Annotated in this window: 19 protein-coding genes and 1 CRISPR repeat array; of the genes, 6 read left to right on the forward strand and 13 right to left on the reverse strand. The window is 44.7% G+C overall.

The genetic code is table 11. The features are described 5' to 3' along the window. The 3 genes from cas6f (at position 1) to LDO51_RS13655 (ending at position 5241) form a co-directional block, all read left to right on the forward strand. On the forward strand, positions 1-636 hold the full coding sequence (gene cas6f, locus LDO51_RS13645) for a type I-F CRISPR-associated endoribonuclease Cas6/Csy4 (RefSeq protein ID WP_225574994.1): 636 nt from the start codon (positions 1-3) through the stop codon (positions 634-636). A 131-nt stretch (positions 637-767) separates the two neighbouring features. Next, positions 768-4577: a CRISPR direct-repeat array (repeat unit 28 nt; unit sequence GTTCACTGCCACATAGGCAGCTTAGAAA). Between the two features lie 78 nt (positions 4578-4655). Further along, positions 4656-4982, forward strand: coding sequence for a type II toxin-antitoxin system RelE/ParE family toxin (locus tag LDO51_RS13650; RefSeq protein WP_225574995.1), 327 nt, complete (start codon positions 4656-4658; stop codon positions 4980-4982). Further along, positions 4966-5241, forward strand: coding sequence for a helix-turn-helix domain-containing protein (locus tag LDO51_RS13655; RefSeq protein ID WP_423810936.1), 276 nt, complete (start codon positions 4966-4968; stop codon positions 5239-5241). The genes LDO51_RS13650 and LDO51_RS13655 overlap by 17 nt, the downstream gene beginning before the upstream one ends. A 420-nt stretch (positions 5242-5661) precedes the next feature. On the opposite strand, the gene fliR is transcribed toward LDO51_RS13655, so the two are convergent. The 13 genes from fliR to fliF all read right to left on the reverse strand — a co-directional run bounded on the left by fliR (position 5662) and on the right by fliF (position 16717). Continuing rightward, positions 5662-6441 carry a flagellar biosynthetic protein FliR gene (gene fliR, locus LDO51_RS13660; RefSeq protein ID WP_225574996.1) on the reverse strand — a complete coding sequence of 260 codons (780 nt, stop codon included), beginning with the start codon at positions 6439-6441 and terminating at the stop codon, positions 5662-5664. A 2-nt stretch (positions 6442-6443) separates the two neighbouring features. Then, a complete protein-coding gene (fliQ, locus tag LDO51_RS13665) occupies positions 6444-6713 on the reverse strand; it encodes a flagellar biosynthesis protein FliQ (protein WP_006657520.1) in 270 nt (89 codons plus the stop codon). A gap of 8 nt (positions 6714-6721) precedes the next feature. Next, positions 6722-7465: a flagellar type III secretion system pore protein FliP gene (gene fliP, locus LDO51_RS13670; protein WP_225574997.1), complete on the reverse strand. Its 744-nt coding sequence runs from the start codon at positions 7463-7465 to the stop codon at positions 6722-6724. Between the two features lie 12 nt (positions 7466-7477). Next, positions 7478-7975: a flagellar biosynthetic protein FliO gene (gene fliO / locus LDO51_RS13675; protein WP_225574998.1), complete on the reverse strand. Its 498-nt coding sequence runs from the start codon at positions 7973-7975 to the stop codon at positions 7478-7480. A gap of 2 nt (positions 7976-7977) precedes the next feature. After that, positions 7978-8394, reverse strand: a complete 417-nt coding sequence (gene fliN, locus LDO51_RS13680) for a flagellar motor switch protein FliN (protein ID WP_036951399.1) — start codon at positions 8392-8394, stop codon at positions 7978-7980. Further along, complete coding sequence (gene fliM / locus LDO51_RS13685) at positions 8387-9394, reverse strand: flagellar motor switch protein FliM (RefSeq protein WP_225574999.1); 1008 nt, start codon at positions 9392-9394, stop codon at positions 8387-8389. Before fliM ends, fliN begins: the two co-directional genes overlap by 8 nt. Before the next feature lie 5 nt (positions 9395-9399). Next, the gene (fliL, locus tag LDO51_RS13690) at positions 9400-9885 is read right to left on the reverse strand and encodes a flagellar basal body-associated protein FliL (protein ID WP_225575000.1); all 486 of its coding nucleotides are present in this window, start codon (positions 9883-9885) and stop codon (positions 9400-9402) included. A 162-nt stretch (positions 9886-10047) separates the two neighbouring features. Then, positions 10048-11493, reverse strand: a complete 1446-nt coding sequence (locus LDO51_RS13695; RefSeq protein WP_225575001.1) for a flagellar hook-length control protein FliK — start codon at positions 11491-11493, stop codon at positions 10048-10050. Then, positions 11494-11937 (reverse strand): flagellar export protein FliJ, encoded by a 444-nt coding sequence (fliJ, locus tag LDO51_RS13700; RefSeq protein WP_225575002.1) that lies wholly within the window; start codon positions 11935-11937, stop codon positions 11494-11496. 11 nt (positions 11938-11948) lie between these two features. Continuing rightward, positions 11949-13313 carry a flagellar protein export ATPase FliI gene (gene fliI / locus LDO51_RS13705; protein ID WP_225575003.1) on the reverse strand — a complete coding sequence of 455 codons (1365 nt, stop codon included), beginning with the start codon at positions 13311-13313 and terminating at the stop codon, positions 11949-11951. Further along, the gene (gene fliH, locus LDO51_RS13710) at positions 13310-14041 is read right to left on the reverse strand and encodes a flagellar assembly protein FliH (RefSeq protein ID WP_225575004.1); all 732 of its coding nucleotides are present in this window, start codon (positions 14039-14041) and stop codon (positions 13310-13312) included. Before fliH ends, fliI begins: the two co-directional genes overlap by 4 nt. Then, positions 14034-15026, reverse strand: a complete 993-nt coding sequence (fliG, locus tag LDO51_RS13715; protein ID WP_006657530.1) for a flagellar motor switch protein FliG — start codon at positions 15024-15026, stop codon at positions 14034-14036. The genes fliH and fliG overlap by 8 nt, the downstream gene beginning before the upstream one ends. Continuing rightward, positions 15023-16717 carry a flagellar basal-body MS-ring/collar protein FliF gene (fliF, locus tag LDO51_RS13720; RefSeq protein ID WP_225575005.1) on the reverse strand — a complete coding sequence of 565 codons (1695 nt, stop codon included), beginning with the start codon at positions 16715-16717 and terminating at the stop codon, positions 15023-15025. The genes fliG and fliF overlap by 4 nt, the downstream gene beginning before the upstream one ends. A gap of 260 nt (positions 16718-16977) precedes the next feature. Here fliF and fliE point away from each other — a divergent pair, with 260 nt between their 5' ends. From fliE to LDO51_RS13735, 3 genes are all read left to right on the forward strand, one after another. After that, a complete protein-coding gene (fliE, locus tag LDO51_RS13725; RefSeq protein ID WP_225575006.1) occupies positions 16978-17289 on the forward strand; it encodes a flagellar hook-basal body complex protein FliE in 312 nt (103 codons plus the stop codon). 216 nt (positions 17290-17505) lie between these two features. Next, positions 17506-17922: a hypothetical protein gene (locus tag LDO51_RS13730; RefSeq protein ID WP_225575007.1), complete on the forward strand. Its 417-nt coding sequence runs from the start codon at positions 17506-17508 to the stop codon at positions 17920-17922. A gap of 24 nt (positions 17923-17946) precedes the next feature. After that, positions 17947-18360, forward strand: coding sequence for a hypothetical protein (locus LDO51_RS13735; RefSeq protein ID WP_154604150.1), 414 nt, complete (start codon positions 17947-17949; stop codon positions 18358-18360). Positions 18361-18369 lie beyond the last annotated feature (9 nt).

Here is an 18369-nt window from a genome sequence, read left to right on the forward strand (position 1 = left end):
ATGAATTACTATCAAGAGGTCACTTTATTGCCAGATTCAACGGTACCATTAGATTTTCTGTGGCAAAAGGTTTATCAGCAAATCCATATTGCGCTGGTGGACAATAAAACAGGCCAAGGGAACAGTGCGGTCGCGGTTGCATTTCCTGAATATGGTAGCCCTGGGTTTCGATTAGGCAAAAAGGTACGTTTGATCGCCAAAGACTCTACGGCATTAGCGGCGTTAGATTTGGCTAAATGGCTTTCAAGGCTATCTGATTATGTGCATATAAAGTCAATACAAGCGGTACCTGAAAATGCTCGCCCAGTGAGTTATATTCGTCGGCAAGTTAAAGGTGCGTCGCGTATTGAGTCGGATATGCAGAAAAAAGCAGCGCGTTGGGCAAAAAAATCGGGGCAATCCTTGGCTCAGTGTTTAGCGGATCTCGAAAAATCTCGCCCAATTAAACAAAGCCGATTGCCATTTATCTGGGTGGAAAGCCAACACAGTAAGAGTGAGCAACGAGGTAGCCGACCCTTCCCGTTATTTATTCAATGTATCGAAGTAGAGAAAGCGGTTGAAGGTATCTTTAATTGTTATGGACTCAGTCAGATTAACAATGATGGTCAAATATTCGCAACTGTTCCTCATTTTTGACCTTTGTTTTTTGCTCTTTAATAACAAAGCCTAAAATCAATAAGTTACAGTAGTCAGATAGAATAAAGGGTATTTTATTAAAAATGCCCTTAACTGATTGTTGTAACTTATTTTTTGTTTGATATTTTATAGTTCACTGCCACATAGGCAGCTTAGAAAAGTTTAAAGCCATCAATTAAGCGAGGTGTTGAGTTCACTGCCACATAGGCAGCTTAGAAATAGAAGAAGCAACCAACGTAATCGCACCGCTAGTTCACTGCCACATAGGCAGCTTAGAAATATAACGCGTAATTTTTGCACATTACATGAGCGTTCACTGCCACATAGGCAGCTTAGAAAGTGATAAAGCCGGAGGATGTCAATGTTGATATGTTCACTGCCACATAGGCAGCTTAGAAATACAGACTTTAACGCGCGTGAAATCACACCATGTTCACTGCCACATAGGCAGCTTAGAAATAGCGAATCGGTAGAGCAAATCACATTTTTTAGTTCACTGCCACATAGGCAGCTTAGAAATTCTACAAAAGTGATAACCCATTGCTGACTATGTTCACTGCCACATAGGCAGCTTAGAAATCTACGAAAGTGATAACCCATTGCTGACTATGTTCACTGCCACATAGGCAGCTTAGAAAATATTGTACGTGTTGCCATCACTAGCAAAACAGTTCACTGCCACATAGGCAGCTTAGAAAGACCTGGTCCGAGCTAGCTGCGTAAAAATAGCGTTCACTGCCACATAGGCAGCTTAGAAAACAGTTGAGCACGCTTATGAGATAGCATCATCGTTCACTGCCACATAGGCAGCTTAGAAATTGATATTGTTGAATAGCCCAGTCTGCCATCCCGTTCACTGCCACATAGGCAGCTTAGAAATTTTTCAGGGGTCAGTAGCAGACAGATAGAGAGTTCACTGCCACATAGGCAGCTTAGAAAATCCAGTCCACATCAGATTGAAACGCGGCTACGTTCACTGCCACATAGGCAGCTTAGAAAGATAACGGTTTTATTCCCGTTGGCTAGCTTAAGTTCACTGCCACATAGGCAGCTTAGAAAGAATTGCTCAACTTTTGCAGTCTCAGTGACAGGTTCACTGCCACATAGGCAGCTTAGAAAACACATGAGACTTGACGCTTACTTATGCAAGCGTTCACTGCCACATAGGCAGCTTAGAAATATATGCGAGGCGGTGAATCGCTGCTGGGTAGGTTCACTGCCACATAGGCAGCTTAGAAAAGTCGCGCCGATGGTTAATTGCCCGATATCACGTTCACTGCCACATAGGCAGCTTAGAAACTAACTTGTCTGTTATTCGGGTTTACAACTTGGTTCACTGCCACATAGGCAGCTTAGAAAGCGCTCAGAACTTGCTCCAAACTGATATTTTTGTTCACTGCCACATAGGCAGCTTAGAAAGCGATAAAACCGGAGGATGTCAATGTTGATATGTTCACTGCCACATAGGCAGCTTAGAAACAGCTAAGAATCCATTGCGCACGAACTCTTTAGTTCACTGCCACATAGGCAGCTTAGAAAAGTCGGAATCGTTGGACAGGGTTGGTAAAGCTGTTCACTGCCACATAGGCAGCTTAGAAAATACCACTGCTGGACTTCTGCTGCTTCATCATGTTCACTGCCACATAGGCAGCTTAGAAAGTCTTTCACGCTTATTGCGCCGTTCAAGATAGGTTCACTGCCACATAGGCAGCTTAGAAATCTAGCTAGTTTCTCGTCACCTTCTACGAAAGGTTCACTGCCACATAGGCAGCTTAGAAATTCCATGTCATCGCGGCCATAATCGAAAATATGTTCACTGCCACATAGGCAGCTTAGAAAAACTGCGGGGATTGCCGAACCAATCATGCTTGGTTCACTGCCACATAGGCAGCTTAGAAAAAATCGGCAGGGTTAACTGGTAATAAGCGATTGTTCACTGCCACATAGGCAGCTTAGAAATGCTGACCGTTAACATTCTGCTTAATCATAATGTTCACTGCCACATAGGCAGCTTAGAAATAACGACAAGATAAGGCGCTTTCGTTGTAACGGTTCACTGCCACATAGGCAGCTTAGAAAAGCGAGTAGATAGTGCGGAGCTCATGTAATGTGTTCACTGCCACATAGGCAGCTTAGAAAATGCTAGAAGCTCAGGGGCTGGTTAAAAAAGAGTTCACTGCCACATAGGCAGCTTAGAAAGATACCAGACTTCCGAACGCTTCGAAGGTTTCGTTCACTGCCACATAGGCAGCTTAGAAACGTTCGATGTTGAGTTGGTTCGCATTCCAAGCGTTCACTGCCACATAGGCAGCTTAGAAAATTTAGTTGGAGTGTAAGCCATTATTTAGCCCGTTCACTGCCACATAGGCAGCTTAGAAACAGGTAGCAACCCACTTCACGCTATCGTTTACGTTCACTGCCACATAGGCAGCTTAGAAAACACCGAAGCCAGAAGCTGATGCGTCTCTATAGTTCACTGCCACATAGGCAGCTTAGAAATGCCTATTGCAACAGCGGCAACCGCCCCGACCGTTCACTGCCACATAGGCAGCTTAGAAAATTAACTGGCGTAGTTGTGGCTTGCGACTAAAGTTCACTGCCACATAGGCAGCTTAGAAAAAAACCAAAAAACAAAGCGGCGGCTACTCCAGGTTCACTGCCACATAGGCAGCTTAGAAAACATTTCACGCTTTACTCGTTATCTTTTTATTGTTCACTGCCACATAGGCAGCTTAGAAATACTAACGATGGATCGGAGAGTAGCATTTGAAGTTCACTGCCACATAGGCAGCTTAGAAAAGAGTCATCGGTATAGAAACCAACACTATAAAGTTCACTGCCACATAGGCAGCTTAGAAACAATTATCTCGACTCCTGCAAGTTTAGATGCAGTTCACTGCCACATAGGCAGCTTAGAAACGACTAACAAATAACTTGATGGTGATAGGCTCGTTCACTGCCACATAGGCAGCTTAGAAAAATCAGTTAATGCTTTTTCGTATTCTTCTTCAGTTCACTGCCACATAGGCAGCTTAGAAAACTTTCGGCCTCTCTTGCTGTCGTTGGTTGCCGTTCACTGCCACATAGGCAGCTTAGAAACATCGGATGATTGATGATCCACTTGCTGTTTTTGTTCACTGCCACATAGGCAGCTTAGAAATAGACATTGGCACGACGTGAGACTTCCCATTCTGTTCACTGCCACATAGGCAGCTTAGAAACATTTGAGAATTGTTTTGTTCGCCACTTTACAGTTCACTGCCACATAGGCAGCTTAGAAATGCTGAGCCTCCATTAACCATTGCTGCTCCTCGTTCACTGCCACATAGGCAGCTTAGAAATGTTAACGGCTCATTCATTTTTCAGTCCTGTTGTTCACTGCCACATAGGCAGCTTAGAAACAGCTTCTTAGCTGCGCATGTCTCAACTATTCGTTCACTGCCACATAGGCAGCTTAGAAATGTCTCTACGTTAACGCCAACTCTATGACAAAGTTCACTGCCACATAGGCAGCTTAGAAACAAGGGCGGGGACTATATATCAATAACTCCAGGTTCACTGCCACATAGGCAGCTTAGAAAAGTAACAGCCACAAAAGCACGTAAAGCGGATAGTTCACTGCCACACAGGCAGCTTAGAAAAGCTAGAAATAAAGGGGCTAATTCCATCATTAGTTCACTGCCACACAGGCAGCTTAGAAAAGAAGCACTCGACAAGCTGAACACTGACGAAAGTTCACTGCCACACAGGCAGCTTAGAAACGGAGAAGTGGGTTTTAATATCGATGCGAAAAGTTCACTGCCACACAGGCAGCTTAGAAATCTCGCATCAAATAATCGATGTCTGCGGTCCAGTTCACTGCCACACAGGCAGCTTAGAAAATTAAAAGGGATGCTTCATGAACCAATCAACCGTTCACTGCCACACAGGCAGCATATAGGAAATAACGTCGGATAATGGAATGACAGAATTGCACTAGAATGCAATTTGCATCATAATGCAATTTATTGAGAGGGAACATGTATACAGTAAAATATCATTTAGAAGCTGAAAAAGAAGCGAATGCGTTACCTCTAAAAATAAAAGTAAAGTATGACCGAATAATACAACAGCTTGAAAAATTCCCAAATTATTTACGGGAACCAGATACAAAGTCATTAGGAAATGGACTTTTTGAACTTAGAACAATGGGAAGTGAAATTGTCAGAGGTTTGTGGGTATACCATAAAGGCAACACAATCATTATCTTGAGGGTTTTTATCAAAAAATCGCAGAAAACCCCAAAGTCAGAGTTTGATTTAGCTAAAAAACGTTTGCAGGAGTTATTAAATGATGAAAACGCATAAGGAATTACACACGGAATGGATGAAAGACCCGGAGTATCAGGCTGCATATGAAGAAGAAATTAGAACTGAAAAATTACAAGCAATGCTTAAAGAATGGCGTGAGTCTGCCGGTTTGACTAAGAGACAATTGGCCGAAATCATTGGTGTAAATCCATCAACGATTACAAGATTAGAAAGTAACGTAAACAACGCTAGCATCAAAAGTATTGCAAGGTATGCTGCGGCATGTGGAATTAAAAACCCAGTTATTGCATTGTAATTTTAATAAAATAGAGATTGCCACACAGGCAGCTTAGAAATCGGAGTCCTGTCAATAACTGTAGATCACGGAGTTCACTGCCACACAGGCAGCTAAAATATATCCCCATCGACTAATTTTTAGTCTTTATTTTCTCGAATCTTTTGCACTAAATTTGGCAGTGATTCTGTGAAATAACAGAACAGCCACTGTCATTAGATAGCTTAGAAATGAACCATAGAATGGGTCTAGTTTACTGCCATGTAGGCAGCTATAACAAAGTCAGACCTGAACAATAGAATGGGTTTATTACTGAATAGTTATCGGATGATAAAAATCATATGCCAACTGACTGATGGGAAAATGTAATGCATTACGAAATAATCATTAAGATCTTCTGCGTGACCTTAATCCTCAAAGTGAAAAATGTATCAACCACCTTCAAACCCACAAATTAAACATCAACGATAACTGCTCAAACGCTTGATGGATCAGGCGTTCTGTATAGCGCGGTAGGATAGAAATAATCAGCCCCAACATACTGATACCGATAGTTAATGTGAGGGGAAAACCCACCACAAACACGGATAACTGTGGCGTCATTCGATTTAGAATGCCGAGGGACAAGTTTAGAATTAAAAACAGCGTAATAAACGGTAGAGCGAGCATTAACCCATTAATAAAAATAGTATTAGCAAATTGTAAAAACACCCAAAAACCATCACGGTGCAGGGGCGTGGTTTGGATGGGGATCAGCTCAAACGAGTTCGTCAGAATATAAATCAGCCATAAATGCCCATCGAATGACAAAAACAGCAGTAACGTGATTAAATTTAAAATTCGCCCAAGAATTGGCATGTTGGGCCCGCCAGTTGGGTCAAAAAACGTTGCAAATGATAATCCCATTTGTAAACCAATCACTTCCCCAGCGTGGCGTACCGCAGCAAAGGCCATCTGCATGGTCAATCCCATGGCAGCACCAATCACAATCTGTTGCACACAGACCCATAAGCCCATAGCCGAAAATAGCGGAACAGTGGCGATAGGCAACTGAGGGGAAATGACTAATACGGTAAAAAAGGCGAGGGCAATGCGAACCTTACTGATAGCCTGTTTTTCATTAAAAAATGGCGCTGTTCCAAACAACGCTAAAAGGCGTACAAAAGGATAAAAACCTTGGCTTAGCCAAAGGGTGAGCGTCTCACTGGTGATGGTTAACATTGCTAGCCAATGATAAAGGGTAAATTGCTAAATAATGTACGGATATAGTCAGTTAGCAGGTTTAGCATCCAAGGCCCCGCGATGATTAATACCGAAATCACCGATAAAATCTTAGGAATAAACGACAACGTCATTTCGTTCACTTGGGTAGCGGCTTGCAGCAGGCTGATAATTAAACCCGCCGCCAGTGCAGCTAATAGCAAAGGCGCCGCCAGCATCAATGCGATTTTCATCGCTTCCGTTCCCATTGCCATTACAGATTCAGGTGTCATGTGTGCTCCTAATTAAAAAAGCTTTGGGAAAGGGAGCCGAGTAGCAACTGCCAGCCATCGACTAACACGAATAGCATTAACTTAAATGGCAATGAAACCGTCGCAGGTGGCACCATCATCATCCCCAGCGCCATCAATACGCTGGCGACTACAAGGTCGATAATCAAAAATGGGATAAAGATAGTAAAACCAATCTGGAATGCCGTTTTTAATTCACTGGTAATAAACGCCGGAATTAAAATGCGCATCGGCACATCTTTGGCTTCTTGGATATCACCCACTTTGGCAATGCGCGCAAACAGCGCTAAATCGGATTCACGGGTTTGTCCTAGCATAAAAGTACGCAGTGGCGCAGTGCCTTTTTCTAATGCGGTTTCTAGGCTAATTTTATCTTCACTAAAAGGTTGATACGCCTCGCGATAAACCTGATCGGCAACCGGGGACATCACAAAGAATGTGAGAAATAAAGCTAAGCCTAATAAGACTTGGTTTGGTGGCGCTGACGGTGTGCCGAGGGCGTTACGGAGTAACCCTAATACAATGATAATCCGGGTAAAACTGGTCATCATCAGCAACATTGCGGGGAGAAAACCCAGCAAAGTTAAAAACAGTAAAGTTTGAACGGGCAACGACCAGGATTGACCACCATCGGCTAATGTATGGCTGATCACAGCAGGTAATGCCGCAGAGGCAGATTGTGGTAGAACAAGTAACAGAGCGCTGATAATGGCAGTAGGTTTTAAAGGTGACATGGGCGCTTCCAGTTACTGTTTTTCAGGTGCCACCGCGTTAGCAGCATCCTGTTTTTTCTTGAAAATCGACTGAAACGTTAACGGTTCAGAGGCAAGGTTCACAATATCGTTTTCCAGTGGTGCAGGGTACTGGTGCAGCAAATTCACGGATTGTGATGTGACGCCCAGCACTAAATATTCGTTATTCACTTCCACCACGACAACGCGCTCTTTGCCCCCGAGGGTGCAACGGCCTTTCACATTAATCAGTTGCTGCTTAACGAGCGGATTACGTCCAAACCCAAATGTCTTAAACAGCCATGCACCTAGCAAGATCAGTAAAATGATCCCGCCAAGTGCCCCTGAGATCTGCGCTAAGCTATCATTTTGGTTGATAGCTTGTGCGGAGTTACCTTCACTGCTGACGGTGCTGGTCAAAAAGGGTTTTTGAGTGTGCGCCGAATCAATCTGTGAAGGTGGTGTCTGCAAGGATGCCTCGGTTTGCAAAGATACCGCTGTTTCGTCAGACATTTTTAGCGGCTCAAGCGGCGCATACGTTCTGATGGCGTGATGATGTCAGTGATACGAATCCCATAATTGTCAGACACCACGACCACTTCACCTTGGGCAATCAAATAACCGTTGATCAGGATATCCAACGGTTCACCCGCTAATCCATCTAAAGAAACCACAGAACCTTGAGACAGGCTCAGTAATTTTTTAATCGTCATTTTGGTGCGACCCAGTTCCACTGATAGGCGAACCGGAATATCCATGATCATATCGACATCAGATAACTGATTTAATGGATTTTGTCCGTCGAAATTATCGAAATTTTGCATACCGGCGGAGGCGGATTCCGCTTGCTTTTGCTGTTCCAGCGCCTCAGCCCACAGATCCTCTTCATTGTGGTTGGTTGATGCATCAAGAGAATTCTTCGCCTCACTCATTGGTACTTTCCTCATCTAGAGTGTTTAAAACAGGATTAATCAAATGTTCCACACGCAGCGCATACTGACCGTTTTGGGTACCGTATTGACTGGTTAATACTGGCACGCCATCAACATGGACAATAAGACGGTCAGGTTTCTCGATAGGGAGCACATCCCCTTTTTGTAACTGCAATAAACGAGAAATACGCAGCGGGATCTCAACCAAATTGGCAATCAGTTCAAGTTCTGAACGTTTTACTTGCGTGACTAAATTATTTACCCACGCTTCATTTTCTTGATGCCCTTGTTCCATTGGTGGGTTAATTAACCGTTCACGCAATGGTTCAATCATGGCAATAGGAATACAAATACTGAACTCACCGATGGTATTACCAATTTCCACTAAGAACGGGGTCGTAACCACGATATCGTTCGGGGATGTGGTGATGTTGGTGAATTTAACTTGAATTTCAGAACGCACATACTCGACTTCCAAGTCAGCAATCGGCTTCCACGCATCACGATAAGCGCCTAAAGCTAGCTTCAGCATACGGTTGATAATGCGTTGTTCTGTATTGGTAAACTCTTTGCCTTCTGAACGAACAGGGAATCGACCATCTCCGCCAAACAGGTTATCCACGGCGATATACACTAACGCAGGTTCGAAAGTGAACAGTGCGGTACCGCGAAGCGGTGGCATGTGGATCAAGTTCAGGTTAGTTGGAACAGGTAAATTACGCGCAAATTCATGATAAGGTTCGATTTTGATGGCGCCAACCGTGATATCCGGGCTGCGGCGCAACATGTTAAACAACCCCATACGAAACTGGCGGGCAAAACGCTCATTAATAATTTCCAAGGACTGCATACGTTCACGAAATACCCGACGTTGGGTATTCGGGTCATAAGGGCGAACGTTGTCTTTGCCTTGGAGCTCCGTGGATGGCTGGTCGCTTGATGGCGCATCATCATTGAGTAGTGCATCAATTTCAGCCTGAGATAAAATATTATCGCTCATGGGTCTTACCGCAGAATAAAAGTAGTGAACAACACGTCTGAAATATCCTGATCAGAATCTCCCGGGATCAGGGTAGGGGTAAGCGTCCCCTTAATATCTTTCATTAACTGCAACTTACCCTCGTGGGTACCCATGTTTTTAGATTGCTGTTCTGACAGTAATAACAGTAGGCGGCTACGCACTTCTGGCAGATATTCATGAAGTTGCTTACGCGATTTTTCATTCGCTAGACGTAAGGTGATGTGGATATAGAGCACGCGATCTGCCGCATTATTTAACCCAGGAAGGTTAATGGTAAACGGTTCTAACTCCATAAAAATCGGTTGAGGCATATTTGGGCGTTTTTCTTCCCCATTTGCAGTGTTCTGCGCCTCTTGTTTTGTCGTCCACCAGCTGTAACCACCGAAACCTGCACCGGCTAAGGCGATGAGGGCAAACAGCAAAATTAACCCTTTGTTCGAACGTTTAGATTGATTGCGTGAAGACGACATGTTGCAAAATTCCTGTTGTAAATGCCAAACCCATACGGAGTTTTATACTTTATGATCTCTAGCATTATCCCTAGATTGGGAAGAGTTAAAGGAGTGAAAAACGAAACAAAAAGGCGGTAACTCGACGCTTTAGACTTGAAATTACCGCCATTAGGTTATTTCTTAGGCAAAGGTGTTAATTCCGCCTTGATGTGTTGGTAATTTAATCCCACTCACGCTGGCATGAGATTCACTGATGCCAACCGCGCCCATTGATGGATGGGTTGGCTGAATTTGCCCATCATGTTGGCGAGATTGCTGATCAGCGTGTGATTGACCGCTAAAATTATCTTGTCCCACGGAGCCTTGCGCCAAATGAATACCGCTTTCCTGCAATGCACTGCGCAGGACTGGCATCATGCTTTCCATCGCAGCACGAACATGGCTATGTGGAGAAACAAAGTGCATCACGGCTTGATTATCTTCGATACGTAAATGCACATTTAGGGAACCTAACTCTTCAGGATGTAAGCGAATTTGTGCTTGAGAAACCCCTTGGCGAGAGAAAAACAGCATTTGTTGGCTAAGTTGTTGCTGCCAAGCTTCAGTACCAAACGGAGCTGCAAAGTTCATGGTTGGCGTTGGCATCGCAGGTGTTGCCGTTGGCATTTGTGTGGCCGATGGTGTCGCCATAATACCCGCCACATGGGTGACTGAAGGCGTCGCGGTATTGTTAAATGCGCCACTTTCAGCTTGAACGCTAAAAGCGCCTTTAGCGCTATTTTGCAGATTCTGGGTATTTTCAGCCGTCGCACTGGCGATTTGTGACAGAGATTCTGTGCCCGGCGCTTTTTTACCGAGCGACATCGCATCTTGATTCAGATCTTTCGTTGGGATTGCGCGTGGATTATCTAATGCAAATAGAGCCTGGTCACGACGCTCGCCCACCTCTTTCTTGCTCATTAAAGCGAGTGTCGGTTCATCGGCTTCCCCGGCAAGTTGAGACTGTGCACCTGCTAAGGTCTTGTCATCAAATGGCGTCACGTTACGCGCCACATCTGTCAGTTGTTGCAGCGTTTGTGTGAACGGAGTTGCAGAGGGTTTTTCCGCACTGGCTTGCGGGTTAGACGCCGCGTGAAGGCGCTCATCCATGGCTTGTTTTAATTGGCTGATTAAGGCGTGTTCCTCGCCTTGTTTACCCGTTAATAGCTCCGCTTGCAGTGGCGATTGTGCATTAAGATCACGACGGAAATTCAGCTGCGCTAAGGTATTTTCAGCTTGTTGTTTTTGAACTAACTGATTTTGGACTGACTGTTTTTCAGCTAACTGATTTTCTGTGGTCGCGATGTTATCCGTTGCTAATGGTGCGTCAGTGGGTTTCTCTGAGGCGGTAGTGGCTGCATCAGATTGTTTTTGCTCACTGATCTGTTGGTTCAAAGAGGGTTCGTTAGCACGGCTATTGAGCGTCGCGGCGCTATCGCTATTTTTTTCAGGCAATTGCTGGTTTTCCAGCACAGCCTGAAAGGGGACGGCGGGTGCTTGGTTTTCATCAATTTGCGTGTCTCGCGGCTGCTCCTTTGCGGTATTAGCGGCAGGGGTGACCGGCAACAGGTTTGCATTGACGTCCATTTATTGGGTTCTCCGTAAAGTCGCGCGTTGAGCAAATTCATCCATCTGTTTCTGCTCTAAGCGATTTTGACGTTGGTTTTGAGTGTGCTGCGCACGCTGAATCAACGTATCGAATGCGTTGACGCGCTGCTGTTTTTCTTGCCAATGACGATTGGCGTCACTGACACGCTGTTCCCAAAGCGTTAGCTGCTGTTGCTGCTGCTCAATCGTGAGCTCTAAGGTAACTAAAAATTGCTGATAGTTTTGCCATTTGTCTGAGTCCATGCCCGTGTGCAACGTTTGGTTTAATTTCTGCCGATATTCCGACTGATAATTTTCCAACATGTGCAACTGTTCTGCCATTTGCGTGTGTGTTTGACGAACTTGAGCAAGGACTTTAGCCGCTTCCTCTGAGGCATCTTCTGCTAAGTTCAGTAAGGTCGCTAATGCATGACTATTGGACATCGAATTCCTCGTTATTCATTGGGAACAACATGATCCAGTTGTTCGCAAGCGGTTTGATAATCACAACGTTCATCAATATCTTGCTGTAAAAATTTCGACATTCTTGGGTAATACTGGATAGCAGTATCGAGCATTGGGTCGCTACCCATGGCATAAGCGCCAACGTTAATCAGGTCACGGTTGCGTTGATAGCTGGATGTGAGCTGTTTAAAGCGCTGGATCTTACGATAGTGTTCTTTGGCGATGAGCTCCGTCATTGCACGGCTAATTGAGGCTTCAATATCAATGGCAGGGTAGTGTCCTGATTCTGCCAATGATCGTGACAGAACAATGTGTCCATCTAAAATGGCGCGCGCGGAGTCTGCAATCGGGTCTTGTTGGTCATCCCCTTCAGTCAATACGGTATAAAAGGCGGTAATCGAGCCGCCGTTTTTACCGTTACCGGCACGCTCAACCAATGCAGGTAATTTCGCAAACACTGATGGTGGATAGCCTTTGGTTGCCGGCGGTTCACCGACAGCAAGTGCGATTTCACGCTGTGCCATGCTGTAGCGAGTGAGTGAATCCATAATCAGCAATACGCTTTTGCCTTGGTCACGGAAATATTCCGCGATACGGGTAGCGTAAGAGGCCCCTTGCATTCTCAATAGCGGTGAAACATCGGCAGGCGCAGCGACGACCACGGCACGGCGTAAACCGTCCGCGCCTAAGATATTTTCGATAAAGTCTTTAACTTCGCGTCCACGCTCACCGATAAGCCCGACCACAATAATGTCTGCTTGGGTAAAACGCGCCATCATGCCGAGTAAGACGCTTTTACCGACGCCGGAACCTGCAAACAGCCCCATACGTTGGCCGCGACCGACAGTTAACAGTGAGTTAATCGCTCGTACGCCCACATCTAAAATATCGTGTATTGGGGTGCGCTCCAGCGGGTTGATGGAGGGAGTAATCAGCGGCGCACGTTGTTTAGTTTCCAACGGTCCTTTGCCATCTAACGGAGTCCCTTGGGCATCTAATACGCGCCCAAGTAATTCATTGCCGAGTGGCAGCAGGCGACTCGTTTGTCCGTCATCCCCAGAAGTCTGCGCATACACACGCGCGCCTGGAGAAATACCTTCGAGGTCGGAGAGCGGCATCAATAGCATGCGGGGCCCGTTAAAACCAACCACTTCGCAGACAACTTCGTCAGTGCCACCATTAATAATGCGTTCGATATAGCAGGTGGCCCCTAAAGGCATTTTAATGCCTTCGGCTTCCATCACGAGACCGGTAATTTTGGTTAAACGTCCGTAGCGGCGCACCATCGGAATGCCTTTCATGCGTGATTCTAGGTCATCAAGAGACGCTATCCAACGGGCGAGTCTCGCAGTCATGACAAGCTCTCCGGTGCATACAGACGGCATAATTCTTGCCAGCGAGTGGCGACTGTCATATCAATTTCACCATCTTCAGCGACCACGCGACAACCACCCATATGCAGACTTGGGTCGGCGACTAAGCGCCAGCCATTTAAGTCTAACAGCGAGCCTAAATGTTGCTCGATAAGCGCCACATGATTCGGGTTTACATGCAGTTCAGGCTGGCTCGCAAAGATTGGTTTTTGTTGCATTAAATGGCTAATTTCTTCTAACAGCGCGGTGCCATCGCACACAGTAGATTGCCCCAACACTTGCTTCGCGGCGGTTAGCGCGATTTGCAGTAATTTGGTGGTGACGACGGTGTCAAAGGTATCCAGCGAATAGTGAAATTCGGATAACAGTTTCTGCCACGTTTCAATCACCGGTTGCTGAAGGGCGAGGGCTTGCTCGCTCCCTTGCTGCTCACCAGAACGTAAACCTTCCGTAAAACCGGCTTGATAACCTTCTTTTTGACCTTTTTCAAAGCCTTGTTGGAAGCCCGTTTTCTGGGCATCTTCTTTGATGTTATCCAGTAAGTTGATCTGCTCGAGCACTTCTTTTGGCTCTAAGCAGGGGACTTTCGGCGTGTTCGGTTCAGGAATCTCATTCAATGGTGGAATGGCCGATGAATTCAGATCCCATTGATTAAGTTCCCGTAACTGCCAAGGCTGCCACTGCTGATTATTTTTGGATGTATTAGACATACACGTCGTCTCCACCACCAATCGCTATTTCGCCTTTTTCCATTAAGCGGCGAACAATCATCAAAATAGCCTTCTGCTCGGTTTCCACTTGTGACATACGGACTGGCGCTCGAGATTCCAGGTCGTCGCGAACAATCTCGGCTGCACGCGCCGCCATATTGTTGAGGAAATGGTCGCGTAGAGCTTGGTTGCTGCCTTTGAGAGCAATAACCAGCGAGTCGGTAGACACATCTTGCAGAATGCGCTGAATGCTGCGGTTGTCCACTTCGATAAGGTTTTCGAACAGGAACATTTCGTCGATAATGCGCTGAGCCAGCTCACCATCGTAATCACGCATAGCATCGATAACGCTTTCTTCTTGCTGATTTTTCATCAGGTTGATAATTTCTGCCGCGGTTCTTATGCCACCCATTTTGCTGCGCTTGAGGTTCTGACCGTCTAGCAGGTTGTTCAGAACTTCGGTCAGTTCAGCTAATGCCGCTGGCTGAACGCCACCAAAGGTGGCAATACGCAGCATAATGTCGTTACGCTGACGCTCTTCGAACAGCTCTAAAACATCGGCCGCTAAGTTGCGTTTTAAGTGAACCAAAATCGTGGCGATGATCTGTGGATGCTCGTCGCGAATAATATCGGCAACCGTTTGTGGTTCCATATAGTTGAGGCTTTCGATACCAGAGGTGGTCTCTTGTTTCTCGAAAATATCTTCCAACAGGCTGGCTGCACGCTCTTCCCCAAGGGCTTTGACCAATACCGAACGCAGGTAGTCGTTGGTGTTGATATTTAAGGCGGCAAACTGAATTGCCGACTCTTCAAACTCAGTGAGTACTTCCGCCAGTTCGTTGTTGGAGATTTGGCGCATGTTGGACACTGCCATACTCAACTGCTGAACTTCTTTGGGATTCAGGTGCTTAAACACTTCCGCTGCCTGATCTTCGCCGAGTGTCATTAACATTACGGCGCTTTTTTCTGTTCCAGTTAAATTCATTGGGATTTTCCTAACCACTGACGGATAACCATTGCCACGACTTGTGGGTCTTTCTCTGCCATTTCACGAATACGCTGGCTTTGAATTTCAGCGCTAACACGTTGGCGAGTAAGACGGCGACGGGTTTTCTCGTCCATATCTTCACTAATTTCTTCTTCCACCACGAACGGCGCTTTGACTTGAGATGCATTAGCAAGGGACATTTCAGCGTCGATTTGCGCTTGTTGGGTTTTACGGTATTTCACCCACTGAGGTTTGATACCGAAGCGCCACATAAACCAAGTAATCAACGCGATAAGTAAGATTTTGCCGTAATCTAAGGCTTGACCAATCACCTGTGGGTTATTCAATAACGATGGCTCTTCAACCACTGGCGTATCGTCAGTAAATAAGGAGTTGGTAATATTGATGGAGTCACCACGCTGCGCGGAATAGCCCATCGCTTCACGGGTTAATGCATCAATTTGTTGCAACATTTCCGGTGGGAGCGGCTTCATTTCTGGGCCTTTCTCACCTTCTTGGGATTGGTAATTGACGATCACCGCAACAGACAGCCGATCAACAACACCAATTTGGCGCTGTGTGTGACTGATTTTGCGATCCACTTCGTAGTTTGTGGTTTCATCACGCTGAGTATTGAGGGCGCCATTACGGGTATTCTCTGCGTTTTTCCCATCAGTGCTTTCTTTATTATTAGCATCAATAGGTGCGCTTGGTGCACTCACGGGTTGGTTAGATAAGGCACCTGGTACGCCACTTGGACCCCCGTTGCTGTTTTGCTGGCTTTCGCTGTTCTGGCGAGAACGAACCGCGGCCGCATCGGGTGTTTGGTTTGGCTTGTACTCTTCGGAAGTCTGCTCTACTTTTGAAAAATCCATTTGTGCGGTGACTTGCGCATGAATATTGGCACGACCGACTAATGGGGACAGAATATTTTCAATGCGCTCTTTAAGATGGGCTTCCATCTCTTTGGTCATTTTGATTTGTGCGCTATTGGCAGATTGCTGGCTGTTGTCGTTATTGGTTAGCAGGCGACCCGTTTGGTCAACAATAATCACATTGGCGGCGGTTAAGCCAGTTACGCTGCTTGAAACCATATGAACGATAGCGCTAATTTGCCCTTCATCTAACATTCTGCCCGGCAATAAACCGACAGTGACCGAGGCGGTCGGCAATTTTTGTTCGCGGACAAATAAGGTTGGTTTAGGGATAGCCAAATGGACTCGCGCGCTTTGAACTGGGCTGAGGGATTCGATGGTACGAGATAACTCACCTTCAAGGGCGCGCTGATAGTTGATTTGTTCGCTAAATTGGCTGATACCAAATTGTTCTTTATCAAGCAGTTCAAAACCGGTATTGCCACCTTTCGGTAGACCTGATTGCGCCAGTTTCAAACGTAATTCATGGACTTTATCAGCAGGCACAAGAATAGCGCTGCCGTTATCCGCGATTTGATAAGGGACGTTCATCTGGGTCAATTGACCGACAATATCGCCACCATCTTTTGCACTCAGGTTACTCAGCAGCACGCGATAGTCAGGGCTACGGAACCAGAGGAGCAGGGCGACAATAATAGATATCGCAGCAGCACCGGCAATAATTAATGGTATTTTCGGGTCGGCTTTGATGCTTTCGATCAGTGAGGCAAAACCTTTTTTGGCCTCCCCCGTATCTTTAGATGCGGTACTCATAAATATTCCCTGCTATGCAAACTAAACGGATGAATATACGTTTGGTGAAACAATCTTATTTCCCTCTTCGTAACCTCATTTTTTTACGCTGCTATTATTTATTGTCTTGATGCAATCTAATGACGGAATCAGCCTATAATTTTGGTGTTATTTATCGGCTTCAAGTAAAAAACGGTGTGGTAGGGTAGGCAAACTAAAATTCATGATGGCAATTTTTTGCTCAATTTACCGAAAAACTGAGATTAACCGAAGAGAACAGAATGACGATTCAAGCGATTGAAGGGGTGGTTTCCCAATTAAATGTGGTAGCAACTCAAGCGGCACATAACACTAAACCCGTTGTAGAGCCAGTGGGTTTTGCCGATCATTTAGTGGCATCCGTGAACCAAATCAATGAAACCCGTGTGCAATCTACGCAAAAAGTGCAGGATTTCACCCTCGGCAAACCGGATGTTTCATTAAATGATGTGATGGTGAATATGCAAAAATCCAGCTTAAGCCTGCAAATGGGCATTCAGGTGCGTAATAAACTGGTGGCAGCGTATCAAGAAATCATGTCAATGCCCGTGTGATTACCATTCTCTAATACTTATGTATTGCTACGAAACGCAGGTAATCCTGCGTTTTTTATTGGCTTTTAAATTGTGAAACATGCATCAATAAATAAGTTAATCTCTTATATTTTCCTTTACTATTTTAAATATATCCATCTCTCTATTAATATAGGGCAAATAGGTAATACACTAAATCAGCATTTATTTTATGAACTCAATAATGGTGAATGTTTTATGAATGGCGATATTAGTGAAAGTCACGAGCGGAATAGTTTTATTAATAAAAGAGAATATGAAAGTGTCATTAAAAAAGGTGCGTTTTTTATATTAAACAGTAGTGGTGAAACCATTAATTCTATTGTTGTAAGTTATTATTCTGGGTTGAAAGGAAATAAAACGACACAACGAATTAACAAGCTAGAGCATTTAGAAATGGCAGAGTCTGGATGTGAATTTACGTACACTGTAATGGCGTGGAGTCATACGGACTATTGGGATGTTGATTTTAAAATATCAACAGGAAAAATCATATCTTATAGAAAACAAGCCTGTAATATCCGGCATTGGGATAATGGTATTGTGATTATTAATATAGTTAAGAATTTTAAATTGCTTATAAAATTTTCGAATTCAGGTGGTTGCCATAGTTAATTTTTCAATAAAGATTGGAGACAAATGGATAACGTAATAGAAAAAGCGATTTCAACTAACCATACTGGTTATTTTTATGTGATGAACTGCTCTTTACAGGAGCTACAATCTGTTAGTGTCACACATTCTACAGATTATCCTCATAGCATGCTTCATATTACTGCTGATTACAGTAACCTAAAAAATATGAACACAACTAAATTGGGATATTCATTTCCATATGAAACAGGCTTTTTATCCCACTTTGATTACTGGACTGTTGAGATAGAAACAGCATCTGGATACAAATATAAAACTAATGATTATTTTCTTTGTAACCTGAGTTACGACGATGATGGTTTTGTGTATATGGCTATTCTTCCTGATTTATCAGTTCATACTATTTTTTCTTATTCAACAGGATGTGTGAATCATTTAATAAATAATTTTTCTAAATAAGGTTTATGC

Origin of the sequence: Providencia alcalifaciens, from assembly GCF_020271745.1 — a bacterium.
Taxonomy (GTDB): domain Bacteria; phylum Pseudomonadota; class Gammaproteobacteria; order Enterobacterales; family Enterobacteriaceae; genus Providencia; species Providencia alcalifaciens_B.